The sequence below is a fragment of the Empedobacter sp. R132-2 genome, assembly GCF_030324375.1.
In the GTDB taxonomy this organism is placed as follows: domain Bacteria; phylum Bacteroidota; class Bacteroidia; order Flavobacteriales; family Weeksellaceae; genus Empedobacter; species Empedobacter falsenii_B.
The window spans coordinates 19,197-42,217 of record NZ_JACAGG010000016.1; the positions used below are offsets into that span (position 1 = coordinate 19,197).

A 23,021-nucleotide genomic window follows, 5' to 3' on the forward strand; every position below is an offset into this window, starting at 1 on the left:
TTTATTTAACACCTAATTGCTTTTTCACTTCTTTTGACAACGCATCTTTGTGCAGTGTAAAAGCAATTGATTTCATTCTGAAAAATGGTTTCGACATATAAATATGTCCATTATTTCCTAAATCTGTTGTTCCCCAAGAATTTTTCACATCATAATATTGATTTCCCAATTGATCTTTCAAAATTCCTGTAATATGCATTAAATGGTCATCTTCTGTCGAATAATCTTCAAAAGCAGCTTGACGCTCATCAGCAGAAACCCATTTTTCAGGTAAAATCTGAACAAAATAATCTGATTCTAAACCTTCTGAAGGCCAAATTGCCATTCCATACTTTTTAGAAAATGTTTTTTCAGAAACATCTGTATCAAAAGCCGCTGTATATCCTTTATATAACGCTTCGTCCAAGACTTTCATGTATTCATCTAATGGTAAATTATAATATGAACCATTTGAAAAATTATCTGGCACTTGCAAAATAAATTGTGAATAATAAGGCGCTTGCTGAAAAGATGTCAAGGTTACATAATCATCAGGATTTATTTTCAAGGCTTTTGCAAATTCTTGTGGTGTATATTCTTTTCCTTCGAACTTGAATTTTGTTGGAGGAACACCTAATTTATCATTCAATTTTTGATCAAATTTTGATTTCCAATCTGCTGTTAAATATTTTTTAGGATTTTTTACAATCGAATCTAATCCAACTTTCAAATCTTTTACCAATATTTCGTGGTTATGCTTCACATCTGTTCCATTCGCAAAACCTGCATAAACTTCGTTTGGAACTAATCCATTTTTACGAACCGAATTTAAAACATCATGCGACAAACCTCCTTGACTAAACTGTGCTTTTCCTTGACGGTAAACATAATTGTATGCTTTTTCTGGATAAGTATATCGTACATTGTACATTTCCGACAAATCGACATCTTTTCCTGTCAATCGTTTTACTTCTGATTCTAAAAAAGAAGTTGTAGAAAATGACCAACAAGTTCCCGTTTTTCCTTGCGAAATAATTGGAAGCGCAGTGTTGTTAACTAATTCTGTAAATTTGAAAGGCGTTTCTTGTGCCGAAACCAACATACTTACAAAAGCAATGCTGGCAACTATATATTTTTTCATTTGTGTTTTGTATAGATTTCAAAAGTAAAGTTATTTTATGAAGTTTTATTATAAAATGTAGAACGAAAACTTCTTTTCTGAATTACATAAAAATTATATTTTTACGTAAATATTTAATTCTTATAAATGAAAGAATATATTAGTAGAAAATATAATAGTTTTTATAATGTGCTTATTATAATTGTTTTAAACATATTAATTCTATTTACTTCAGTAATTATTTTCACTTATTTAGACGAAATAATTGCAAAAAATAAATATGATGTCTTGATTTTTTGTATTTCATTTATACTAATTTTATGTGTTTTTATTCGGATTAATTATCAGATTAATGAAATAGTGTTAGATAATAACATTAACCAACTTACAATTAAAAAGGTATTTTCAAAAAAAACATTTAATCTTAATGAAGTTCAAGAAATTAATCAATTTGTACTTCCATATTTAAATTATATCAAAATAAATAACAAAAAGTTCTTTTTTATATCAAGAGCTATTGATCCTTTTGGTGATAATTTTACATTTAATAGCGAAGAAGATTTAGAAAACATAAGATGCACTATTGATTCAATAAAAAATAACATTAATTAAAAATTTTCATTTATTTTAAATACATAATATTTCACTTTTAGAACAAATTATAAATCAAATTAGTATAAATATTCAATTTTTATACATCTAAAAATTAATTTCCCTTAAAATGCCATAAATGACTCAAAAACCTATTAACTTTGCTCAAACATTACACAGATGCAACCAAGAGAAGATTTTTTATTGAAAGCTTACGAGCTGGGAATTATAAAATTTGGAAATTTTACTTTAAAAAGTGGTATAGAATCTCCTTTCTATGTCGATTTAAGACCTTTAGCTTCGAGTCCACAATTACTAAAAACTTTAGCAAATAACTTATTAGATTTAGTTGAAGATGTAGAATACGACTTGATTTGTGGTGTGCCTTATGCAGCTTTGCCAATGGCGACTACAATGAGTTTAACATCGAATATTCCTTTGATTATCAAACGTAAAGAAAACAAAGGTTACGGTACTAAACGTATGGTAGAAGGTGTTTTTACGGAAGGACAATCTTGTCTTTTGGTCGAAGATGTAATTACTTCTGGACAATCTTTATTAGAAACAATTGATCAAGTTGAGCGCGAAGGTTTACGTGTAAAAGATTTGGTGGTTGTTTTAGATCGTGCGCAAGGTGGATCTGAAAAATTGAAAGAACAAGGTTACAATGTGAAAACGTTATTTACAATTCACGAGGTAATCGATATTTTACATAAATATCACCGTTTAAGTGATGATGAAGCGAAAAAAATCAAAGACTTTTTAGCTCTACCTCCAGAAGCGGTTCCTGCAAAACAACGTATTGCATTGGAAAACAAAAAAATTGTACATCCAGTTGGAAAACGTTTGGTTGAATTAGCATTGAAAAAACAATCTAACTTAATTGCTTCTGCAGATTTAATTACTTCTGAAGAAATTACAGATTTCGCTAAAAAGGTTGGTGATCATATTGTTGCGTTAAAATTACATTCAGATATTATTCAAGATTTTTCGGATAACTTAATTGTTGAGTTGAAAAAAATCGCACGTGAAAAAGAATTCTTATTATTCGAAGATCGCAAGTTTGGAGATATTGGAAATACGCAAGAATTACAATTTAAGAAATCGATTTACAAAATTTCTGATTGGGCAGATTTAGTAACTGTTCATCCAATTGGAGGTTTAGAATCATTAAAAGTTTTCGAAAATACCGGAGTTATCACAATTGTTGAAATGTCTTCGAAAGGAACATTGACTGATGATTATTACTTTACAAAAGCAATTAATGTTTCGGAACAATCTGGAAATGTTTTAGGAGCTGTTGCACAACGCCAAATTCCTGATAACTTGTTATTGTTTACGCCTGGTGTTAATATTTCTTCGACTGGAGATAGCAAAGGACAACAGTATAATACGCCAGAATTAGTTTTCAAAAATTACCACACAGACTTTATGATTGTTGGTCGTGGAATTTACAAAGCTGCTGATGTAAAAACTGCGGCAAAAGAATACCAAACGTTAGGTTGGGTTTCTTACCTACAAAGTTTGAATGACTAAGATTTAGATAAATTTCAAAAATATAAAAGCAAGCTATTTCAGCTTGCTTTTTGTTTTTTATTTGGTAAGAAATCTACTTCAATATAAATTTATGCGAAACACTATTTCCATTATCATCTTGAATTGTTGCGACATAAAATCCTGCTGATAAGTTAGAAAGATTTACACTTCCATTAGAATTTTCAGTATTTATCGTTTTAATCATTCGTCCTGTTGCATCAATAATTTTAATCGAAATTTGAGACTCAAAATTTAATTGATAATTCAATGTTTTGTTTGAAATATAAATTTTAGATGAATTTCTATCAACATCATTTGTCCCTAAAGTTGATGTTTTAGCAGCTTCAACCACATATTCGATTCCTAATTTTGTAAACTTCGTAGCATGCGTAGAGGTTTTCCCAAGAGTTGCATATGTATCATTTACAGAATGAATGTATGGATTGCTATCTTGCATTTTAGCCTCGAAAGGTAAAGTTGCCGCAAAACCATTATCCGACCAACTAAAATGATCTGAACATCCGTATCCACATTGTGAAGTATCATACGTGAATTGATGTAAACCAGTTTTGTTGTATTGGTCCATCAATTGCATCAAAAACGAATTGAGATTTGCATCACAATAAGCATCCGTCATCAAAATAACATCTTTCGTAGAACCTTTGTAATTCGTCATATCAAATTGTACATAACCTATTACATTTTTATTCTCCGAAGCGTATTTCTGCGCAATTTCTTTCGATCCTACTAAACCTATTTCTTCTGCTGCGTAAGCCATAATTTCGGTAGTTCGTTGCGGTTTGAAATTATTTTTTAACAACACACGCAAAACTTCTGTAATTATTGCAATTCCAGATGCATTATCATCTGCTCCTGGTGCAAAAGTTTGATTTGCATTCCAACCAACAGTCGAATCGGCATGACCTCCAATAATCACAAATTCATCTTTCTTTTCAATTCCATTAAAAGTCAAAATCAACGACTTCATTGGCGTATTCACATGATCAACGATTCTTACAAATACGTCAGTTCGTCCTGCATCAGCAATCATTTTCACCCAAACTTCCTTCAATTTAAGAACCGCATTATTTGCTTCTTGTCGTGTATGATAACGCGTTTTGAAATCTTCTAACATCAAAATTGTTTTCTCAATTTCTTTGACATCAACATCATTCAATGCCGTAGTTATAAAAGCTTGTTCTGATATTGTATAATTGAAAGGTGCTTTTTTCTGAGATGGCTTTTCTTGAAGTGATTGTAGTGCATCTTCTTTCGAATTTCTAAAAATATAACCATGTCCATGGGCAAATTTCCCATGTAAACTTTCAGCAATTTCTGGATGAAAATAAATAGCAGAAAAATTATTTTTTGAAGAAATTATTTCAATAGAATCCGCATGATTTTTTTGTAAAAAAGCGGCATTCTCAGTCTCCATTGTCGCAAAAATGAAATTTTCTCTGGATTGCGCAAAAGAATAAAGCCCATTCAATAAAAATGTGGTAAGTAGTAAAAGTTTAGTTTTCATAAAAAATCATATTAGTGTAAAACAAATATATGATTAATAAACTTTTATCAAATTTATTTCAAATAAAAAAATCCATCAAAAGATGGATTTTTTTATTAATATTTTAATTGAAATTTTATATAGGTAATCTTTTTACCTTCTTCCAAAAATTTCGATTCATAATATGTTTGTACAGCTGTTACAATTGCTGGAATATCCGAATGATCTGGGTGATAAACATCGTGTGTAGAACGAATCACTTCGTGCCCTTCGATGTGAATAACACCATGTGTATATCCGTGTAAAAATTCAGAATCCGTTTTTAAGTTTACTGTTCCTTCTGGTTTCAAGATAGTATTATAACGTCTCAAAAATTCAGGATCTGTTAAACGATGTTTTGTTCTTCTGTATTTGATTTGTGGATCTGGGAAAGTAATCCAAATTTCACTCACTTCATTTTCAGCAAAAAGATGATCGATAATTTCGATTTGAGTTCGAAGAAATCCAGCATTTTCAATTCCTTCATCCAAACAAGTCTTAGCACCACGCCAAAATCTTGATCCTTTAATATCTACTCCGATAAAATTACGATCCTTGTCACGACGTGCCATTGCAACTGTATATTCTCCTTTTCCGCATCCAAGTTCTAACACAATTGGATTATCGTTCTTGAAAAATTCTTTGTTCCAATTTCCTTTTAATGCAAACTCGTTAATCGCCTCTTCTCGTGTCGGTTGCACAACATTCTGAAAAGTTTTATTTTCGTTAAATCTTCTGATTTTATCTTTTCCCATTTCGGATATATTTTGCGCGAAATTACGAGATTTTGATTAATCTAAAAAACTGTTCTGAAAACACATAAATATCATCAAATAGTATTTATGTAAAAAGGTTTATTATTTTTGTATTGAAAAACTAAAATTAGAAAAATGGATTTTATCAAACAATTTCATAGTGGCTGGGCTTATCTTGTGATTTTGATGGGCGTTATCTTTGTGATTTCAACATTAATTTATGCGATTTCTAAAAAAGATACAAACGCAACAATTAAAAAAATCGGGTTATTTACAACCATTACTTTTCACGTTCAATTATTACTTGGATTAGTCTACTATATTATGATGTTTTCTGCTTTGGAACCATCAGGAATAATGAAAGATTCTGGCTTGAGATTAACTTTTGTTGAACACCCTATGATGATGATTGCAGGTGTTGTTTTTATGACAATTGCGAATGCAAAATTGAAACGATCTACAACTGTACCAATGAGCGTTGCAGTCTTTGCAATTATTGGTTTAGTTTGTATTTTAAGTAGAATTCCTTACCATGTTTGGTTTGCTTAAAAATTTAGAATAAATTCATAGAAAAGAGTATTAAGTTATTAATACTCTTTTTATATTTTTATGTGATTTATAATTTTTTTATTCTAATTTCGTTATTAACAAGTCGCTAAAGCTTTCTTTTAAATTTTAAGAATCTTTGGCACTCGATTTGAAATAGACTTGTACAAACTAAGAAATAAAATGAAATATATAAAATATCTATTCTCTTTGCTTTTGGTTTTAGTAACTTTTAACCTAAACGCTCAAGATTTTCATACAGCAAATATCAAGGTTGATTACGAACAAGAAACCGGAACTTTAAATATCACTGCACGTTCATTTACCAATCAGTTGGAAAAAGCCGTTGGTGCAGATGTTTCGAACAAATCTAACTTCGAAAACAAGTTGAAAGCGTATGTAAATAGTAAAGTTGATGTCAAAGTAAATGGTAAAGCTTTGGGAACTTCTTATTATGGTTATCAGGTAAATGATAAATCGACACGAGTTTTTTTTAAGTTTGATAAAATTTCTAATATCAACTCGATAGAACTAAAAGTAGCTTTGTTGACAGATATTTTTAATGATCAACAAAACATTGTAACCTTTGATGTCAAAAATAAAAAAGACACAAAAGTATTAACAGGAAATAACGACACCATAAAGATGTCTTTCTAATAAAGCAAAAGCCTTCCGATTTTGGAAGGCTTTTTTATTTCAAATATGCTTAATAATTATCTCTAATAATTCGCAATAACTTTTCATTCTCATTTCGAATCCAAGATAAATCTTTGATTGAATTATTATTCATCAAACTAAAAATTAACGTTCTTCCAGATTTCGTTTTCAAATAACCACTCAACGTTACATTATTGTTCAACGTTCCTGTTTTGGCATAAATATAAGGTTGCGCCGAATCTTTGTATCTATTTTTGATTGTTCCCGTTTTACCACCGATTGGGAAAATAGAAAACAAACGTTGCTCAGGAAATTCGTTATACATTTTCCCTAAAACTTGTGCAAAACTTTGTGGTGTAAACAAATTATAACGCGATAATCCCGAACCGTCAAACCATTCTGGTTGTTGTTTCAAATCATTCAACAAATATCTTTTCGAAAAGGTAATCGTTTCAGAAGCGCTCAGTTTTCCTGGTAAAGTACTCGAAGCTAAAATCAATAAATGTTCTGCCAAAAAATTATCGCTATTTTCCATCATTTCGCGGTAAACATCATCTGATTTCTGACTATAAAACACTTTCGGATTATTAACCATTGGCGTTTTGACCATATCAACAGGTTTTCCCAAAATTTGCGACAACGATTTTTCTATCACCATTTCATTCACAATAAAAGGAACTTTTTCTGTTCGTTTTTTATTGCTGATATAAAATTTATTGTCATAGAAATTCCTCGGCTCTGGCATTTCTCTAATTTCTGTTAATTCTTCAAAATATGTCGGAAATGTTTTGATTGAACTTCCATTTTTCGAAATTGAAACTAAATTTTCATGAATCGGAAACTGACTTCTTTCTGGTGCATAATCTTTTCTAAAATCGTCCCAAGTCCAACCTGGTAAAAAAGATTCTTCGTCGAAATTATTCCAATGAAAAACAATTTTAGAACCATTATTTTTCAGGAAATCTAACGCTCGTGTATTTTTATATTTTGGATGCAAAAAAGTTGGATCTCCAGTTCCTTCGATATGCAATTCGTCACCAATCAACTGATATTTGAATGCAGGAATCGAATCATTTAACATTTTCATCGCTGTATACAACGTAAAAATTTTGGTGTTAGAAGCTGGAATAAAAAATTTGTTTCCGTTATAATTATAAATTTCTTCTTTCGTAATTGGATCATACAAATAAAATCCCGTGAATTGAGTGGAATAGAAATCTGAATTGAGATGTTTCTCAATTAATTCGGTCTGCGCAAAAAGATGCACAGACGAAAAAATTGATAATATGGTAAGTAAATACTTCATTAATCTTTGTTCTCGAAAGGAATTGTTGACGAGTTCGATTCGTTTTTAATAATCATTTCTGTATGTGGATAAGGCATCGAGATATTATTGTCGTCTAACGCATATTTCACCGCGCGATACAATTGCCAATAAGCCGTCCAATAATCACTATTTTTCACATAACAACGCACAGCCAAATTCACAGAACTTGCAGCAAATTCTAGAATCTCAACCGTTTTAGATTGTGTATCATCAACCAATTCATTTTTCTCTAAAACATTCAACAAAACTTCGCGCGCTTTGTCAAAATCATCATCATAAGAAATACCAACATTTACATCTAATCGACGATATTCTTTTACAGAATAATTGGTAATTGGATTGTTAAATAAATTTCCGTTTGGCAAAGTTATGATCTGTCCTTTTGCAGTTGCAATTACTGTATTTAGTAAATTTATCGACTCTACACTTCCTTCATTTCCTTGCGATACTATATAATCCCCAACTTTAAAAGGTTTGAAAAGAATAATTAAAATTCCTGCTGCAAAATTTGACAAAGATCCTTGTAAAGCTAAACCAACTGCTAAACCAACACCTCCTAAAGCTGCAACAAAACCAGAAGCATTAAAACCTAATCGCCCTACAACAAAAGTTAATACAATAGCTTTGAATAATATATTAAGAATTGGAATTAAAAACGTGCGAATTGATAAATCGACATTTCGTGCAACCATTCTTTTTTCGATTAACTTGACAAGTTTACCTGTTACCCAAAAACCAATTATTAAGGTTAATAAAGCAGAAACTAAGCTCCATCCAACTTCAGAACCTTTCGTTAATAACCATTGTGTAAAGTTTTCTAAATCCTTAAATGGTGTTGTTATTACATCTTGCAAACTATCTACTTTGTCTTGCTCTTGCATAATTATTCTTTTTATTAGTAATTCAGTTGATAAAATTAGTTCCAATCTAACATCTTTTCAAAAAAATAGAAAAATTATCATTTTTTTTAACTATTTTTAATAAACATGAATATTGGTACAATATTCGTTAATAATAAATTACAACTAAAAAAGGACTATAATTAAAAATTAAAATCTATGAACATTATTGAATTAGTAAAAGGGTATATTACCCCAGATTTGATCTCGAAAACTTCATCAGAATTAGGTGAAAATGAATCGGGAATTTCTAAAGCAATCAATGCATTTATTCCTATTCTTTTAGGAGGTGTTTTAGAAAAAAAGAATTCAACAACTGGTTTATTTCATACCATCAAATCTTTTGGTGCTTCTCGTGGATTAGCAAATATCTCTACAGAACAAGAAACACCAGACACGATCAAAGAATTAATCAATGTTATTTTTGGTTCAAATGCGCAACCAATCGTTTCTAAAATTGCTGAATATGCAGGGATTTCGACAGGTTCATCTTCAAAATTATTAGACTTAACAGCTTTAACAACCTTTGGATCCATTGGAAAAGAAGCCGAATTTAACAATGTAACAGAAGCTGATTTCTTTTCATCTTTAGGAGGAATTAAAGATAAAATTTTAGGATTAATTCCAACTGGTTTAGGACTTGGAGCTTTAGGTTTAGGAACAATGTTTAATGATGCGCCTAAAATCACTGAAACAATAGATGTTGCAAAAGATCATGTAACTGAAACTATTACAGAAACAAGAAAAGTAGTTGATGTAGAACCGGAAGAAAAACCTTATGTAGCGCCAGTTGATGCTTACGCAGAAACTCATAACAACAATGGTGGCGGAGGTTTTTGGAAATGGTTAATTCCATTGATCCTACTTGCTTTAGCAGCCTTTTTCTTATTAAAAAAATGTAATAAAGACGAAGAAAAAACAGTTGTTACAGAAGAAACTGAAATTGTAGTTGATTCATTGAATACTGATTCTCTAAACGCTGCGCCAAAAGAATTATCTGATATCGATTTAGATGGTGTTGCTTTGAAAGGATACGCAAATGGATTAGAAGATCAAATTATCAAATTTATCAAAGCGCCAGATTTTGCAACAATGACAGAAGATCAATTGAAAGAAAAATGGTTCAACTTTGATAATGTCAACTTCGTTTTTGGTAAAACAGATCAATTAGAGCCAGGTTCTGACGTTCAATTAGATAATGTTGCTGCAATTTTGAAAAAATATCCAACTGCAAAAATTAAACTTGGAGCATACACAGATAAAGTTGGTGATGATGCGAAAAACAAAGTAATCTCTCAAAAAAGAGCAGATTACTTAAAAGCTGAATTAACAAAACGTGGTGTTGGTGCGCAAGTTATTGCTGCCGAAGGTTACGGAGAAGAATTTGCAAAAGTAGCTGAAACAGCTTCTGACTCAGAAAGAGCTTCTGATCGCAAAATGTCATTACGTTTCACAAAATAATCATTTCATAAAATTTCCAAATAAGGGTAAAGGCTACTTTATCCTTATTTTTTTGTTATTTTTTTCGAAACCAACTCGCAACAAGCTAAACAATTAATATCTTTGCACACTATGAAATTTTCAATCGATAAAAAAGACGAATTTTCTAAGGCAAGAGCTGGTGTTGTAGAAACCGATCATGGTAGAATCGAAACACCTATTTTTATGCCTGTTGGTACAGTTGGTACAGTAAAATCTGTTCACCAACGTGAGTTAGAAGAAGATATTAAGGCCCAAATCATTCTTGGAAATACTTATCATTTGTATTTGCGTCCAGGAACTGATATTTTGCACAGAGCGGAAGGATTACATAAATTTATGAATTGGCAAAAACCAATCTTAACAGATTCTGGAGGATTCCAAGTGTATTCTTTAGCAACAAGTCGTAAAAAATCTGAAGAAGGTGTGCGTTTCAAATCGCATATCGATGGTTCTTACCATATGTTTACACCAGAGAAATCAATGGAAATCCAACGTTACATCGGAGCAGATATTTTTATGGCTTTTGATGAATTAACAGGAATTCCTGCAAAATATCATGATGCGAAACGTGCCATGCATGTTACACATCGTTGGTTGGAGCGTTGTAGAACTTGGTTAAACAATAATCCTGAATATTACGATCACAAACAAACGCTGTTCCCAATTGTACAAGGAAACGATTTTAAAGATTTACGTCAAGAATCAGCAAAATATATTGCAGATTTCGGTGCAGAAGGAAATGCAATTGGTGGATTATCTGTTGGTGAACCAGAACCTGTGATGTACGAAATGACGGATATCGTAACAGAAATTCTTCCACAAGACAAACCTCGCTATTTAATGGGAGTTGGAACACCTTGGAATATCATCGAATGTATTGCTTTAGGAGTTGATATGTTCGACTGTGTTATGCCAACTCGTAATGCGCGTAACGCCATGTTGTTCACGTGGAATGGTGTTATGAATATGAAAAATGCAAAATGGAAAGATTGTTTTGAACCATTAGACGAAAACGGGACTAGCTATGTGGATAGTTATTACACAAAAGCCTATGTTCGTCATTTGTTCAATGCCAACGAAGCTTTAGGAAAACAAATTGCATCAGTTCATAACCTTGCCTTTTATTTAGATTTGGTAAGAGTGGCAAGAGAACATATCTTAGCAGGAGATTTCGCTCAATGGAAAGAACAAATTGTTCCACAATTAAAACAACGTCTGTAGTTTGAAAATAATTGATAAATACATCATCCGAAACTTTATCGGAACCTTCATCTTTATGGTTTTGATTTTATCTACTATCGCCGTAATTGTCGATCTTAGTCAAAAATTAGGACGTATTAATGATAGTGGTTCTACTGCATATTCTGCATTAACCGAATTTTACCCTTATTGGTCAATTTGGATTATCAACACCTTTTTACCGATTGCTGTTTTCATCTCCGTGATCTATTTTACATCACGACTGACGATGCAAACCGAAATTGTAGGTGTGCTTTCGGGTGGTATTAGTTTTTATCGATTTACACTTCCATATGTTTGGGTGGCTATATTTTTAGCAATTTCCGCTTTATTAGTAGGAAATGTAGTTTTACCTTGGGCAAATATTAAAAAAAATAAATACCAATATACCCATTTATTGAGTAATAACGACAAGGAAGAATATTACAAACGACAACGTATCGGTTCGCAAATTTCTCCTGATGAGTTTGTTTTTGTGGATAGTTATGACAGAACTGAAAAATTAGGAAGTTCTTTTATGTATCAAAAATTTGATTCGACTGAGTTGAAAAAACAAATCATCGCTTCAAGTTTTAATTGGAATGATAAAGATTCTACTTATGCATTAATGAGTGTTTACACACGCGAAATTAACAAGGATAAAACTGAAAAGTTAAATTACGAAGCCAATACAAATTTGAAGTTACCAGCTTCTCCTGACGAAATTTTACCAGAAGAATATGTTGCCGAAACAATGAATACCTTCGAATTAAATGAATTTATTCAGAAACAAAAAGCAAAAGGTTCTGCCAATGTAAATACATACGAAAATGAATTAAATAACCGTTTGAGCGGTCCATTTTCAACTATTATTTTGACACTTTTGGCTCTATCGCTTTCATCTAAAAAACGTCGTGGAGGAATCGGAATCAATCTTGCAGTTGGTATTTCGTTAGCGTTTGTCTACATTTTCTTCTCGCAAACAACGTCTACGTTTTCCGAAAAAGGATATGTTTCGCCACTTGTCGCCTCGTGGATACCAAACATCGTCTTCGGATTACTAACTTTGTTTTTATATTTCAGACGAGCTCGTTCATAAAATATTTCAAAAATCCAGTTTCGAAAAGAACTGGATTTTTTATTTGATATTAAACCAATTATATTTTTAATTAAAAGAATATTTTTTTTATTCAATTGATAATAAGTAACTTTAAAATATTCTAAATTAATTTCTTAGATTTAAAAAAAGTTGAAGTGTAAAACTAAAATCAATTGATATGAAAAAAAATTTACTCCTTTTATTTTTAATCCTTTCGGTTTCTATTTTTTCACAAGAAACATTAAATACAATGTTTTATAATGTGTTCAAATTTCCGAATTCACTTCCTCAAAATCGTCAATTGATCTTAAGAGATATTTTAGACGAATACAAACCAGATTTATTTATGATTTGTGAATTAGTAACAGAAAATGGCGCTGATTTAATCTTAAATACATCTTTGCAAAATCAACCTGATAAATTTGCTCGCGCACTTTTTGTGGCTGATACAACGAAATTAGATGATCCGTTACAAACAATGGTTTTTTATAATACACGTAAATTGACGTTGGTTAATCAACAAAAAATCCCAACAGTTTATCGCGACATCAATCAATATTCTTTTCAATTAAATATTACTTCAAACGATCCCATTCATTTAGAAGTTTTTGTTGCGCATCTAAAATCAAGTACAGGACCTGCAAATCGTCAAATGCGTTTGGAAATGGTGCAAGAAGTCACAAAATCCTTGAAAAAATTAACGCAACCTAATACATATGTTCTTTTTGCTGGAGATTTTAATTTTTATAATTCATCAGAACCAGCTTATCAAGAAATTATCAATCCGGCAAATGCTATTTTGATGATTGATCCATTAAATGCACTTGGAAATTGGCAAGACAATCCAGCTTTTAGTTATTTACATACACAAAGTACACGCGTTTCTAACATAGGTTTTGGAAGCGGAACTAATGCAGGGGCAAGTGGCGGTTTGGACGATCGCTTTGATTTTATTGTGATGAGTGAAAATTTCAAAAACAGCTCACGTTTTTCTTTTATAAACGATAGTTATAAAGCGTATGGAAATAATGGAGATTGTTTGAATAAAGACGTTAAAGATCCTGATTGTACGGGCATTTACTCTCAAACTCTACGAACTAATTTGTACAATATGAGTGATCATTTACCTGTTGTCATGCAATTTAAAATTCATGAGAATTTGAGCACAAAATCAATTGAATCAAAACCTTTTATCTGGTTAAAATCAGCAAATATTACGAATGATAAAATTATAATTGGTATTGATAAAACACAATTAAATACTCAAAATAATATACTTTTCATTTACAATTCAGTTGGACAAAGTGTACAATCGGTTCGTATTAATAATCAATCAAATATAACGATTGATTGTCAAAGCTTAGCTTCTGGAATTTATTATATAAAAACAAAAGAATCGAACGAAATTTTAAAGTTTATAAAAAAATAATATTTTTATAAACAATAAATCCAATATGTATTAAGGGGGATACAGAATGTAAAGAAATAGATATAATATAAAAAAGCCTAAAAAACGCCCTGTTTATCATAGTTTGGCGTTTTTTTTATGCGATTTTGTGAAATAACGGAATGTTAATTAACTACCATTATCTTACATTTAATTACCGCTTAAACCTCCTTTAAATACCAAATAAAGAATCTTTACTACTGTATCTATGTAAATATAGCTTAAAACTACTATATAAGCGATAAAACAAGAAAATAAGCCTTTGAAATAACACTCGTAAAACCATGATCTATACAAAATAACTCCAACACCTTAAAAATAGCTGGGTATGCAGTTGGATATGCAGTTGGATATGCAATGCGATGATATTCGCATGTATGTTAAACGATGATACTCGCAAAAATTAGAGTGTAAAACATTAAATATTTAAAACTCAAAGAGGATAAAAACAATAGTTTTATTTATGAAGTTAAATTATATGATTGTAAATCAAATAATTGAGACGGATTATATTTTATAAATTATTAAAATACGCTCACACATACTACATCATCGTATTAATGCGTATGCTTGCCTTTATTAATGCTAAAGCAGAAATTTTGTTTATTGGAATATCTTTAGGTTGGTGGTGTTGATTTTGGCTTACTAATTTGACATAATCTTCTCCGAATTCTGATCGTTGAACATATTTTACCGTTATATACTCCTCCCATTCGTTAAGTTGTACACTTAATAAATACATTTCACCAAAGAAAATATTTTGTAGATCAGTTTCTCTGTAAAGTATTATATCTCCACTCTTTAATAAAGGATACATACTATCTCCTGTAACAGAAATTGCTCCATCACATTTAGGTAAATTAGGAATTCTTATTGTGTCCAATACTTTTCTTGGAGCATCAGTATCGAATAATTCTTTTAAACCAGCAGATGCTTCAAAATCATATAATGGTATTTCTTGATTAGAATATTTTTTGTCTTTAGTTTTTCTAAATAACGACAAAGGATCCGAAACAACAGATGATTTACTATTATTTTCGTTTTTAATCATGTCACCTTCGCCAGTTAACAACCAGTTTACATTAATATCAGGATAAACTGCGATTATTTTAGCTATAAAAACATCAGAAACTGTTGATTTTAGTTTGTCAGAGTCTAAAAACCCTCGTTTAATATCAGTTTTTATTAAAAAATCTTTAATTGCAATTCCTTTATAATCAATGTATTGAATAATTCTTTCTTTGGTTGTTGCGAAATTCATCGTTTTTTATTTTGTTGTTACGAAAATCTTCGTTTATATTTGTACGAACATTAGAACAAAGATAGATAAAATATTGACAATGTTATGATATACGAACAATTAAAACCGAAAATTATGACTGGAGACTATATAACACTTGCGAGAATGTTAGGTCTGAATAGTCCAGATAGCGCGAGAATGAGATGCAGACGTGGAGATATTGAAGCATTAGAAGCATTAGAAAAAATTATTGAGAATAGAGATCAACTAATAAAAAATTACCAAAATGACGATAGTGAGCAAAATACAACAAACAGCAATCAATGATTATTTGAAATCATTAGCTGAGAAATTTAATCAAGAAGATTAATAGCTTTTCCCTTATAGCTCAGCGGTTAGAGCGGTCATACTTGTTTGATGCGTCATCGGTTCGAATCCGATTAAGGGAACAAAAAAATAAAAATACGCTATGCCTTATTTATGGACGAATAACAAGGTAGCGGTTGAAAAAGAGGAATTAGTACCTCGATTCTGGAATTCAATTAATTCTTTGATGTCAGAGTTAAACCGCTACAAAGATAAGCCTTACGGTATAAAGCGATTGCAACTCGGAGGAAATGGACGGAAAATGCTCGTTGACTTCGATACGCTGAAAGATGAAATACAAGAGGCTTTGGGTGATCCTCGAAAAGTGGATAACCCTTTAGAAATGTTCTTTGAATGGGATGCTGATGCACCCACTTATTATGCAAAGTTTAAACGTGCTGGTTCTGCACTCAGTTCTGAGGAACAGGATCGATATGTTTTGAATGCTTCAGTAATGAAAGCGGTGATCAAATTGGAACAGGCTCGAATTTCTGAACGTGTGAAATTGAAAGGTTCTACACGTGGGATTTACGACACACTGATTAAAGATATGATTGACTTTCAGCATTATTTAAAGCTGAATTATGAAATAACACATACGCTTCCTACATCGATTCGATTCAAGGATTTGTTCAAAGCCTGTAAAGAGGATTTATACTATCCATTGATAAAAGATCCTGAAGGTAAGAGTACACAAAATGCAAGAAAAGTAAGTGCAAGAATTGAAATGGTTTTGAACGCTTTGTTTAAAAACCAAAAACACAAACCTACACCTACTGAAGTTGCAAGAAATTATGAGGCGTTCATTAACGGTTATGCTGAGATATACGATTCGAATACAGGTGAAATCTTTGATCCAAAAGAATTTGAAAAGTTATCAAGCTCGACAATTGTAAGCTATATCAACAAATGGGAGAATGCAATTGCAACACAAAGGAGTCGTGCTGGAGATCGGCAAAAGTACATTTCCAAATTTGCTCCTGCTGCTGAAATGGATTTACCAGTTTTCTCAGGTTCGCTGATGTCAATTGATGACCGTCAGCCACCATTTTGGTATGAAAAGGGAAAACGAATGTGGTTTTATCTTGGTTTGGATGTCGCTTCGCAAGCATTTACGACAGTTGTTTGGGGCAAATCGAAAGAAGGATTGATCGTTGAGTTTTACCGTGAAATGGTAAGAAATTACGTCGCATGGGGTTTACCTCTTCCCTACGAATTAGAGTGTGAGAGTTCATTGAATAGTAGTTATCGTGATACGTTGCTAAAACCTGGTCATATGTTCCAGAATGTAAGAATCGAAGCAAATAATGCACGAGGAAAATACATTGAAAGAATGTTTGGTAAGGTTAGATACGGTGAAGAAAAGAAAGCAATCGGATGGATTGCACGTCCAACTGCAAAAAAAGAATCAAACCAATTGAGTGCTGAAGAGAAAATAATCGTTCCGTATGATCAATTAGTTGAAGATCGTTTGGCAGAGATTGAAAATTGGAACAATAGTCCACATCCACAAGATAATTCTTTATCAAGATGGGATTATTTTGAACAAAATCAATCTAAAGACCTTAAACCGATTAACTGGCATGGAATACTACCATATATCGGTCATTACACTAAAACGTCGTGTAACGTTGCTAAAATCAATTTACAAGGTCGTAAACGTGCAATTGCCGAAAACGGAAAAATACTAACTGGAGAATCACTTATCGAAAAGATGAGAATGATTGAAGGAAAAGATTTAGAAGTGTACTGGTTGGATGATCAAGAAGGTAATGTAATGAAAGCTTACGCCTATTACAATGACAAATTTGTTTGTGAAATCATGGAAATGCCACGATTTAATCGTGCAAAAGCTGAACAAACAGATGCTTGTAAAGAAGCAATGTCGTTACAAAGTGCATACGCAATGACAGTTGAAATGTACACACGTGAAAAACTGAAAGGTATTGAAGATATCAATATTATCGACAGAACACCAACACGTGTAAATAATAATTTCTCTTTTAATCGCAAACGAAAATTTGAAGTGAAAGAGATTGAAGAACCTGAGATTTTTGAAGATGATCTCGAAGAAGTTGAAACTGAATTAATGTTTAATCAAAGCAATCAGTCCAATATAAAAAGTTGGCGAAGTGCTTTTCAATAAAAAGAATTATGGAATCTAAAATCCCACAACAATTTAAAAATAATGTAATCGAAGCTATAAAAGCTGATCGTGCAAACTATGGTGGTTCTACTGCTGCTTATTCAAAAACTATAGGTTTGAATGAAGGTATTTTGAGTAATATTTTTAACAACAAAGATTTAGAAGGTAAAATAAGTGATTCTAATTACTTAAGAATTGGTCGTCAATTAGGCGTTAATCGTTCTCAGCATAATTGGAAAGTTACTCGTACTTCTGTTTATACTGAAATTGAAGACAACCTAAATTTCTGTAAAGAAAACAGTACTTCAATGATTTTAGTTGATGACTGTGGAATTGGTAAAACTTTTTGTGCGACGCATATCGTAAGTAGAATGAAGAATGCTTTTTACATTGATTGTTCACAAACTAAAACAAAGTTTGCCTTTATCAAAGCATTAGCAAAAACAATCGGTTTAGAAGGTCACGGAAAATTCGCTGAAATTTTGGAAGATATAAAATACTACATCACAGTATTAGATAAACCTCTTATTGTGTTGGATGAAGCTGGTGATTTAGAATATCACGCATTTTTAGAAATAAAATCTATACATAATGCAACAGTTGGCGCTTGCGGTTGGTATATGATGGGAGCGCAAGGTTTACAACGCAAAATAAAACGTGGTATGGAAAACGATAAAATCGGTTATGCTGAAATTTTCTCACGTTTTTCAGATGAGTTTGTAACATTAGTTCCAACAGGAAAAGAAGCTCGTACTGAATTTTATACACAGTTAATTGGAGAGGTTGCTTTTGCGCAAATTAATAATCCAGCTAAAGTGAATAAACTAATAAAACAGTGTATTGACAAGAATGCTACTCTACGAAAATTGAAAACATTAATTGAAATAGTACGAGAATAAATGGCAAGAGGACTATCACCAAAACAACTCTACGAAAAGAAATTTAAAACCTTTGATTTTGATGGTATTTGGAAAGATATACTTGGCGAACCTGAAAGAGGTGGTTATTGGTTGATCTACGGATTAGAAAAGAATGGTAAATCAACTTTAGCACTTTCATTAGCTAAATATCTATCAACCTTAGAAAAAGTCGCTTATATCAGTGCAGAAGAAGGTACAGATAAATCTTTCCAACAACGATGTAAACGAATAGGAATAAATGTAATGGATCACAAATTTATGGCTTATCCATATGATTTATTCGAAGAATACTTGGACCAATTCAAAGGAAGACAATTTCCGAAAGTGGTTTTTATTGACAATTTAACAGCTTATGATGGCGAAATAGATAAAAAAATGATTTTGCAGTTAACCAGAGATTATCCCAAAATCACTTTTATCATCTTGGCACACGAGGAACGTAAAGAACCTGTAGGAGCTGTAGGACGATTAGTAAAGAAATTATCAAAAAGAATATTTCATGTAGTAGGACTTAAAGCGATAGTAACCAACAGAGATGGTTTAGGAGGTGAATATCTCATCGATGACAAAAAAGGTCTACTCTATCACGGAACTAACAACTAAAAAACAACACTATGAATTACGAGGTTATAAAAATTGAAATCTTAAAAGCAATGCAGTTTACACCGATGCAGTGGCGCAACCAAATGCGTTGGTTTTTTGAAATATGGGCAATGAAAATCTCAAATGAGCATTTTGTATTGCTTGAAGAGTTGAGTCGTAACGAGCCGATTTGGAGCTGGTATCAAACACAATTCTGTAAAACTGAAGAGGAGTTTTACAAACAAAATAGACTTTATATCAATAGTCTTGGAATTGAAGCAGCAAATGAATTGTTTGATGTTTTCAGTCTTTTAGCTTATGAAATAGAAGAAATCTACCCAATAACACTAATCAACAATTTAAAAAATGGACAAACAGTATCTAAATAAAAAACAACTTGAAAAGCGGATTGAACGATTAAATAATTGGCTTACTCAAAATCCAAATGATCCAATGGCAGGAATAGCGAAAAATGAAAGTTTCTATTACATCAATCTTTTGTCAGAATTAGAAAAATCATTTTCACCAACCATTCTAAATGAGTGTCCAACTCAAATTCATCAACAAATAGGCGTATTACTATGACAGAGATAAAATTTACCATTGAGCAACTGCTACTAACACTTAATTACGACACTAACAAGAATAAAGTTTTTACGCTGACTGAGCGTTGCGAAATACATCAAGTCATCAATGGGCGTAAAACATTGTCAAAAGAGTTACAACGAACCATTAAAGACTTGTTATTGAAACTTAGAATCAATAATTACAAACGAATCTTTACTTACTACCAAGAAAATAAAATCACAACAGAAAAAGAATTAATCATTTCAAAATAACAATTATGACAACAATAGACATCGAAAAATTATCACCAGCAGATTTAGAAAAATTACAATCTCAAATCAAAGAAAAGGAAAAAGCTGAGAAGGCAAAAAAGCAACAAGACAAAGATTTGCTTAAAAAATTAGAGAATGATGTGGTTCTATCTGAAGTGCCTTTTTTCATCGATAAACGTGATGATGTGGAGGAACGTTTACTTAATCTTTTCAAACACGTAGAGCCAGCCATCGAATTAAGAGCTGAAGTGTATGGAAATAAAAAGCGTGAGCAAGATTCGCACACTTTTACACTTGATGATGGTTCTGCGTCGATAAAAGTTGGTTGGAACGTAAAACCAACATTCAACGGAACAGAAGGCGAAGGAATTGTCAAGATCAGAGAATATATGTCGAGCCTTGCTGGAGAAACTGAAAACGAAAAAATTTTAATGGAGTTCTTGGAAATCGCTCTTAAAACTGATGCGAATGGAAACTATGATCCACGAAAAGTTAGAGAATTGAACAAAATGCGTGATCGTGCTAACAGCGAATTGTTCTCTGAAGGAATGGACATCATCGACAAGGCTTTGATTGATATTAGAACTTCACGTTTTGCACGAGGTTACAAAATGGTTGATTTTGGCGAAGGAAATATTAGACGTGTCAACTTTAATTTTTCAATCGATTAATGATATTAATGTTAGAAGCAATAGCAATCATGGTTGGAACATGGTTGCTATGTATCACAGGTTTGTTTACTTGTTTATATTTTAAAAGAACTAAAAATCACGATTAAAAATGCCATACCAAATCACACAATTATCAGACAAAGGATATTTAGTAAACGGCAAAGCTGTTTATCAATCTGAATCAGGAAAATGGATTCCTGAAGTAAAATTCGAATGGTTTGAGATCTCACTCTTTAAAAACCATTTAAAGGCTATTCAAAAGGACGTTAAAGTTAAATTTAAAAATATTGAATGATGACAGAAATTGAACCACGTCAAATACAGCAAATCCAAACGATTTGTAGTGGAAAATTCTCCAGCCGTGATGAACGGTTGGAGTTCTTTTCCGAGTTTCTTTTTAGAGAGGTAAAATCTACAAAAGACCTTTCAAGAAACGAAGCTGACGACGTAATAACTTACTTAACGACTGGTAGAGTTGCAGATTACACTTCTTATGCGCTCTTTGACAAAAACAATCCTCGACACATGAAAATATTATCCTTAGCTCGTGAGCTTGATTGGATAGATGAGCAAACAGGTTTTGCAAGTTTAGAACGCTTAGGCGGTTGGTTTAGATCAGCAAGATGTCCAGTACAGGATAAGAAATTAAAGGATATGAATTACGAGGATATCTCGAAAGTCATTAAAGCACTTGAAAACATGGTAAAATCAAAATGGAAATAGGATGACAAGATTAGAAGGTAAACGTAAAAAAGTACTTCAACTACTTGTTGAGCTAAACGAATTAGAATATAAAAATTATCTAAATTTTTATAAACGAATTGAAGATAATAACGGTATTATAAGAGGTTATTGGGATGAGGATTTTGTAGATGAAGATACAGGAGAAGTTATATCAATTGAACGTTCAGAAATAGTATGTAAAAAATTTACAGAACCTCAATTGAAAGGATTAGTAAAAAACTTGGAGTATGAATAAAATAAAATTTGAACTAAAAAATGATGAATTGAATGTTATTAATCAAATCATCGAGAACAGAATAAACCAGCAAAGCCTTCCAACGCCTGAAACCAAATTAGTAGAATCCATCATTTATGAATTGGCGGATAAGATGCTCAAAAAATTCATAACAGAGCGAATGAATGTGAAGGCTTTTAAAATCAGTTTAAAATATCATCAAGCGTATGCACTTCATTTTATTTTAAGAGATTTTCAGCAGGTTGAATCCAAAAATCCATATATCAATATGGTTGTTTTAAAAATCGCAAACCAAATACACGAGCAATTATGATTACTAATCAATTTTTAATAGGAATTTTAGCAGGAATAGCAATAGCTTATTTCGTAGAAAAGCTGAGAGGCTTGATAAAAGAATTATTTATTTACCGTGAAATAATGAGAAAAGATGAAGGGGAAAAAATACATCATAACAAGTGATCACTTTACAGGTGAAGTGATTTATGAATACAACCTTAATGGTTGGTTAATTCTCTTTCAACATAACATTTCTAACACGATTGTAGGAATTGTAAAGTTCTTTTATACCAATATACCTTACACATTGGATAAGATGGAAGAATGGAAACAAAAAGCCAAAGACTTTAAAGTCGAAGAGATACCAGCTGATTTGAGTTTTGACCGATTTTGGGAAGAATACGGAAAACATGGAACAAAATCCGTTGCAAAAAAGAAGTACGAAAAGCTAAAACCAATGGAACAATTGGCGGCTTTGTTACATCTACCAAAAGAACGTGATAAAAAGAAAAAAGACGGGACTGCAATGCCGTATGCTGAAACCTACCTAAATCAAAAGCGATGGGAGTAAAATTGGATATAGAGCTTTTCAAAAAGTTACTAAAGGAAAAGCAAAAAGCGGATACCCACGCGATGAATGTTGATGTTGCAATTCAATCTTTGCAAAATATATGTGAGCATGAATGGGAGTCTGATCCGTTAGCATATCAAGAACCGCCAAGTTGTAAAATTTGTGGTTTTATAAAAATTAAAAGCAATCCTTAATGGGTTGCTTTTTTTATTTTTAGTAATATTGTGGAAAA

Annotated in this window: 28 protein-coding genes and 1 tRNA gene; 23 read left to right on the top strand and 6 right to left on the bottom strand. The window is 31.7% G+C overall.

The window, feature by feature from the left end; all coding sequences use genetic code 11:
• Window position 1: 1 nt before the first annotated feature.
• The gene (locus tag HXZ69_RS08825) at window positions 2-1,120 is read right to left on the bottom strand and encodes a C1 family peptidase (protein WP_286495704.1); all 1,119 of its coding nucleotides are present in this window, start codon (window positions 1,118-1,120) and stop codon (window positions 2-4) included.
• A gap of 126 nt (window positions 1,121-1,246) precedes the next feature.
• On the opposite strand from HXZ69_RS08825, the gene HXZ69_RS08830 reads away from it, so the two are divergent.
• Both HXZ69_RS08830 and HXZ69_RS08835 read left to right on the top strand, forming a co-directional pair.
• A complete protein-coding gene (locus HXZ69_RS08830) occupies window positions 1,247-1,711 on the top strand; it encodes a hypothetical protein (RefSeq protein WP_286495705.1) in 465 nt (154 codons plus the stop codon).
• A gap of 159 nt (window positions 1,712-1,870) precedes the next feature.
• Window positions 1,871-3,226: an orotate phosphoribosyltransferase gene (locus HXZ69_RS08835; protein WP_286495706.1), complete on the top strand. Its 1,356-nt coding sequence runs from the start codon at window positions 1,871-1,873 to the stop codon at window positions 3,224-3,226.
• Between the two features lie 73 nt (window positions 3,227-3,299).
• Here the strand turns inward: HXZ69_RS08835 and HXZ69_RS08840 are convergent, their stop codons facing one another.
• Window positions 3,300-4,751, bottom strand: coding sequence for a M20/M25/M40 family metallo-hydrolase (locus tag HXZ69_RS08840; protein ID WP_286495707.1), 1,452 nt, complete (start codon window positions 4,749-4,751; stop codon window positions 3,300-3,302).
• A 95-nt stretch (window positions 4,752-4,846) separates the two neighbouring features.
• Window positions 4,847-5,524 (bottom strand): tRNA (guanosine(46)-N7)-methyltransferase TrmB, encoded by a 678-nt coding sequence (gene trmB / locus HXZ69_RS08845; protein ID WP_286495708.1) that lies wholly within the window; start codon window positions 5,522-5,524, stop codon window positions 4,847-4,849.
• A gap of 135 nt (window positions 5,525-5,659) precedes the next feature.
• Between trmB and HXZ69_RS08850 the strand changes: the two genes are divergently transcribed.
• Together HXZ69_RS08850 and HXZ69_RS08855 are read left to right on the top strand one after the other, a co-directional pair.
• Window positions 5,660-6,073 carry a hypothetical protein gene (locus tag HXZ69_RS08850; protein ID WP_125349592.1) on the top strand — a complete coding sequence of 138 codons (414 nt, stop codon included), beginning with the start codon at window positions 5,660-5,662 and terminating at the stop codon, window positions 6,071-6,073.
• 180 nt (window positions 6,074-6,253) lie between these two features.
• Entirely contained in the window at window positions 6,254-6,727 is a 474-nt protein-coding gene (locus HXZ69_RS08855; protein WP_286495709.1) for a DUF6702 family protein, read from the top strand.
• Window positions 6,728-6,776: 49 nt separating this feature from the next.
• Here HXZ69_RS08855 and HXZ69_RS08860 read toward each other — a convergent pair whose 3' ends face one another.
• Window positions 6,777-8,033 (bottom strand): D-alanyl-D-alanine carboxypeptidase, encoded by a 1,257-nt coding sequence (locus tag HXZ69_RS08860; RefSeq protein WP_286495710.1) that lies wholly within the window; start codon window positions 8,031-8,033, stop codon window positions 6,777-6,779.
• Window positions 8,033-8,935: a mechanosensitive ion channel family protein gene (locus tag HXZ69_RS08865; RefSeq protein WP_180905406.1), complete on the bottom strand. Its 903-nt coding sequence runs from the start codon at window positions 8,933-8,935 to the stop codon at window positions 8,033-8,035. The genes HXZ69_RS08860 and HXZ69_RS08865 overlap by 1 nt, the downstream gene beginning before the upstream one ends.
• 177 nt (window positions 8,936-9,112) lie before the next feature.
• On the opposite strand from HXZ69_RS08865, the gene HXZ69_RS08870 reads away from it, so the two are divergent.
• The 4 genes from HXZ69_RS08870 to HXZ69_RS08885 all read left to right on the top strand — a co-directional run bounded on the left by HXZ69_RS08870 (window position 9,113) and on the right by HXZ69_RS08885 (window position 14,181).
• Complete coding sequence (locus tag HXZ69_RS08870; protein WP_286495711.1) at window positions 9,113-10,414, top strand: OmpA family protein; 1,302 nt, start codon at window positions 9,113-9,115, stop codon at window positions 10,412-10,414.
• 111 nt (window positions 10,415-10,525) lie between these two features.
• Window positions 10,526-11,656, top strand: a complete 1,131-nt coding sequence (gene tgt, locus HXZ69_RS08875) for a tRNA guanosine(34) transglycosylase Tgt (RefSeq protein WP_286495712.1) — start codon at window positions 10,526-10,528, stop codon at window positions 11,654-11,656.
• 1 nt (window position 11,657) lies between these two features.
• Window positions 11,658-12,752 carry an LptF/LptG family permease gene (locus HXZ69_RS08880; protein WP_286495713.1) on the top strand — a complete coding sequence of 365 codons (1,095 nt, stop codon included), beginning with the start codon at window positions 11,658-11,660 and terminating at the stop codon, window positions 12,750-12,752.
• A gap of 178 nt (window positions 12,753-12,930) precedes the next feature.
• Complete coding sequence (locus HXZ69_RS08885; RefSeq protein WP_286495714.1) at window positions 12,931-14,181, top strand: T9SS type A sorting domain-containing protein; 1,251 nt, start codon at window positions 12,931-12,933, stop codon at window positions 14,179-14,181.
• 562 nt (window positions 14,182-14,743) lie between these two features.
• On the opposite strand, the gene HXZ69_RS08890 is transcribed toward HXZ69_RS08885, so the two are convergent.
• Window positions 14,744-15,460 carry a S24 family peptidase gene (locus HXZ69_RS08890; RefSeq protein ID WP_286495715.1) on the bottom strand — a complete coding sequence of 239 codons (717 nt, stop codon included), beginning with the start codon at window positions 15,458-15,460 and terminating at the stop codon, window positions 14,744-14,746.
• A 144-nt stretch (window positions 15,461-15,604) separates the two neighbouring features.
• Here HXZ69_RS08890 and HXZ69_RS08895 point away from each other — a divergent pair, with 144 nt between their 5' ends.
• From HXZ69_RS08895 to HXZ69_RS08965, 15 genes are all read left to right on the top strand, one after another.
• On the top strand, window positions 15,605-15,766 hold the full coding sequence (locus tag HXZ69_RS08895; RefSeq protein WP_286495717.1) for a hypothetical protein: 162 nt from the start codon (window positions 15,605-15,607) through the stop codon (window positions 15,764-15,766).
• Between the two features lie 50 nt (window positions 15,767-15,816).
• Window positions 15,817-15,888, top strand: a tRNA-OTHER gene (locus HXZ69_RS08900).
• Window positions 15,889-15,908: 20 nt separating this feature from the next.
• Window positions 15,909-17,951, top strand: a complete 2,043-nt coding sequence (locus HXZ69_RS08905) for a hypothetical protein (RefSeq protein WP_286495718.1) — start codon at window positions 15,909-15,911, stop codon at window positions 17,949-17,951.
• 8 nt (window positions 17,952-17,959) lie between these two features.
• On the top strand, window positions 17,960-18,850 hold the full coding sequence (locus tag HXZ69_RS08910; RefSeq protein WP_286495719.1) for an AAA family ATPase: 891 nt from the start codon (window positions 17,960-17,962) through the stop codon (window positions 18,848-18,850).
• A complete protein-coding gene (locus HXZ69_RS08915) occupies window positions 18,851-19,474 on the top strand; it encodes an AAA family ATPase (RefSeq protein WP_286495720.1) in 624 nt (207 codons plus the stop codon).
• An 11-nt stretch (window positions 19,475-19,485) separates the two neighbouring features.
• Window positions 19,486-19,842 carry a hypothetical protein gene (locus HXZ69_RS08920; protein ID WP_286495721.1) on the top strand — a complete coding sequence of 119 codons (357 nt, stop codon included), beginning with the start codon at window positions 19,486-19,488 and terminating at the stop codon, window positions 19,840-19,842.
• Window positions 19,820-20,038 (top strand): dimerization/docking domain-containing protein, encoded by a 219-nt coding sequence (locus tag HXZ69_RS08925; protein WP_286495723.1) that lies wholly within the window; start codon window positions 19,820-19,822, stop codon window positions 20,036-20,038. Before HXZ69_RS08920 ends, HXZ69_RS08925 begins: the two co-directional genes overlap by 23 nt.
• A complete protein-coding gene (locus HXZ69_RS08930; protein WP_286486078.1) occupies window positions 20,035-20,292 on the top strand; it encodes a hypothetical protein in 258 nt (85 codons plus the stop codon). The genes HXZ69_RS08925 and HXZ69_RS08930 overlap by 4 nt, the downstream gene beginning before the upstream one ends.
• 5 nt (window positions 20,293-20,297) lie before the next feature.
• Entirely contained in the window at window positions 20,298-20,963 is a 666-nt protein-coding gene (locus HXZ69_RS08935; RefSeq protein WP_286495724.1) for a hypothetical protein, read from the top strand.
• Window positions 20,964-21,072: 109 nt separating this feature from the next.
• On the top strand, window positions 21,073-21,258 hold the full coding sequence (locus tag HXZ69_RS08940) for a hypothetical protein (RefSeq protein ID WP_286486080.1): 186 nt from the start codon (window positions 21,073-21,075) through the stop codon (window positions 21,256-21,258).
• Window positions 21,258-21,686: a hypothetical protein gene (locus HXZ69_RS08945; RefSeq protein ID WP_286495725.1), complete on the top strand. Its 429-nt coding sequence runs from the start codon at window positions 21,258-21,260 to the stop codon at window positions 21,684-21,686. The genes HXZ69_RS08940 and HXZ69_RS08945 overlap by 1 nt, the downstream gene beginning before the upstream one ends.
• Before the next feature lies 1 nt (window position 21,687).
• Window positions 21,688-21,942 carry a hypothetical protein gene (locus HXZ69_RS08950; RefSeq protein ID WP_286495726.1) on the top strand — a complete coding sequence of 85 codons (255 nt, stop codon included), beginning with the start codon at window positions 21,688-21,690 and terminating at the stop codon, window positions 21,940-21,942.
• Window positions 21,935-22,255, top strand: a complete 321-nt coding sequence (locus HXZ69_RS08955; protein WP_286495727.1) for a hypothetical protein — start codon at window positions 21,935-21,937, stop codon at window positions 22,253-22,255. The genes HXZ69_RS08950 and HXZ69_RS08955 overlap by 8 nt, the downstream gene beginning before the upstream one ends.
• Before the next feature lie 114 nt (window positions 22,256-22,369).
• Window positions 22,370-22,789, top strand: coding sequence for an LvrA C-terminal domain-related protein (locus HXZ69_RS08960; protein WP_286495728.1), 420 nt, complete (start codon window positions 22,370-22,372; stop codon window positions 22,787-22,789).
• Complete coding sequence (locus tag HXZ69_RS08965) at window positions 22,780-22,983, top strand: hypothetical protein (protein ID WP_286495729.1); 204 nt, start codon at window positions 22,780-22,782, stop codon at window positions 22,981-22,983. Before HXZ69_RS08960 ends, HXZ69_RS08965 begins: the two co-directional genes overlap by 10 nt.
• The last annotated feature ends 38 nt before the right edge of the window (window positions 22,984-23,021 follow it).

What these genes read in the sequence shown, in the direction of transcription:
- HXZ69_RS08835 (WP_286495706.1), top strand. Translation starts at nt 1,871, where the DNA reads ATGCAACCAAGAGAAGATTTTTTATTGAAAGCTTACGAGCTGGGAATT.
- HXZ69_RS08920 (WP_286495721.1), top strand. Translation starts at nt 19,486, where the DNA reads ATGAATTACGAGGTTATAAAAATTGAAATCTTAAAAGCAATGCAGTTT.
- HXZ69_RS08850 (WP_125349592.1), top strand. Translation starts at nt 5,660, where the DNA reads ATGGATTTTATCAAACAATTTCATAGTGGCTGGGCTTATCTTGTGATT.
- HXZ69_RS08935 (WP_286495724.1), top strand. Translation starts at nt 20,298, where the DNA reads ATGACAACAATAGACATCGAAAAATTATCACCAGCAGATTTAGAAAAA.
- HXZ69_RS08940 (WP_286486080.1), top strand. Translation starts at nt 21,073, where the DNA reads ATGCCATACCAAATCACACAATTATCAGACAAAGGATATTTAGTAAAC.
- HXZ69_RS08910 (WP_286495719.1), top strand. Translation starts at nt 17,960, where the DNA reads ATGGAATCTAAAATCCCACAACAATTTAAAAATAATGTAATCGAAGCT.
- HXZ69_RS08915 (WP_286495720.1), top strand. Translation starts at nt 18,851, where the DNA reads ATGGCAAGAGGACTATCACCAAAACAACTCTACGAAAAGAAATTTAAA.
- HXZ69_RS08890 (WP_286495715.1), bottom strand. Translation starts at nt 15,460, where the DNA reads ATGAATTTCGCAACAACCAAAGAAAGAATTATTCAATACATTGATTAT.
- HXZ69_RS08840 (WP_286495707.1), bottom strand. Translation starts at nt 4,751, where the DNA reads ATGAAAACTAAACTTTTACTACTTACCACATTTTTATTGAATGGGCTT.
- trmB (WP_286495708.1), bottom strand. Translation starts at nt 5,524, where the DNA reads ATGGGAAAAGATAAAATCAGAAGATTTAACGAAAATAAAACTTTTCAG.
- HXZ69_RS08905 (WP_286495718.1), top strand. Translation starts at nt 15,909, where the DNA reads ATGCCTTATTTATGGACGAATAACAAGGTAGCGGTTGAAAAAGAGGAA.
- HXZ69_RS08945 (WP_286495725.1), top strand. Translation starts at nt 21,258, where the DNA reads ATGACAGAAATTGAACCACGTCAAATACAGCAAATCCAAACGATTTGT.
- HXZ69_RS08955 (WP_286495727.1), top strand. Translation starts at nt 21,935, where the DNA reads ATGAATAAAATAAAATTTGAACTAAAAAATGATGAATTGAATGTTATT.
- tgt (WP_286495712.1), top strand. Translation starts at nt 10,526, where the DNA reads ATGAAATTTTCAATCGATAAAAAAGACGAATTTTCTAAGGCAAGAGCT.
- HXZ69_RS08950 (WP_286495726.1), top strand. Translation starts at nt 21,688, where the DNA reads ATGACAAGATTAGAAGGTAAACGTAAAAAAGTACTTCAACTACTTGTT.
- HXZ69_RS08925 (WP_286495723.1), top strand. Translation starts at nt 19,820, where the DNA reads ATGGACAAACAGTATCTAAATAAAAAACAACTTGAAAAGCGGATTGAA.
- HXZ69_RS08895 (WP_286495717.1), top strand. Translation starts at nt 15,605, where the DNA reads ATGTTAGGTCTGAATAGTCCAGATAGCGCGAGAATGAGATGCAGACGT.
- HXZ69_RS08965 (WP_286495729.1), top strand. Translation starts at nt 22,780, where the DNA reads ATGGGAGTAAAATTGGATATAGAGCTTTTCAAAAAGTTACTAAAGGAA.
- HXZ69_RS08830 (WP_286495705.1), top strand. Translation starts at nt 1,247, where the DNA reads ATGAAAGAATATATTAGTAGAAAATATAATAGTTTTTATAATGTGCTT.
- HXZ69_RS08885 (WP_286495714.1), top strand. Translation starts at nt 12,931, where the DNA reads ATGAAAAAAAATTTACTCCTTTTATTTTTAATCCTTTCGGTTTCTATT.
- HXZ69_RS08930 (WP_286486078.1), top strand. Translation starts at nt 20,035, where the DNA reads ATGACAGAGATAAAATTTACCATTGAGCAACTGCTACTAACACTTAAT.
- HXZ69_RS08870 (WP_286495711.1), top strand. Translation starts at nt 9,113, where the DNA reads ATGAACATTATTGAATTAGTAAAAGGGTATATTACCCCAGATTTGATC.
- HXZ69_RS08855 (WP_286495709.1), top strand. Translation starts at nt 6,254, where the DNA reads ATGAAATATATAAAATATCTATTCTCTTTGCTTTTGGTTTTAGTAACT.
- HXZ69_RS08960 (WP_286495728.1), top strand. Translation starts at nt 22,370, where the DNA reads ATGAAGGGGAAAAAATACATCATAACAAGTGATCACTTTACAGGTGAA.
- HXZ69_RS08860 (WP_286495710.1), bottom strand. Translation starts at nt 8,033, where the DNA reads ATGAAGTATTTACTTACCATATTATCAATTTTTTCGTCTGTGCATCTT.
- HXZ69_RS08865 (WP_180905406.1), bottom strand. Translation starts at nt 8,935, where the DNA reads ATGCAAGAGCAAGACAAAGTAGATAGTTTGCAAGATGTAATAACAACA.
- HXZ69_RS08825 (WP_286495704.1), bottom strand. Translation starts at nt 1,120, where the DNA reads ATGAAAAAATATATAGTTGCCAGCATTGCTTTTGTAAGTATGTTGGTT.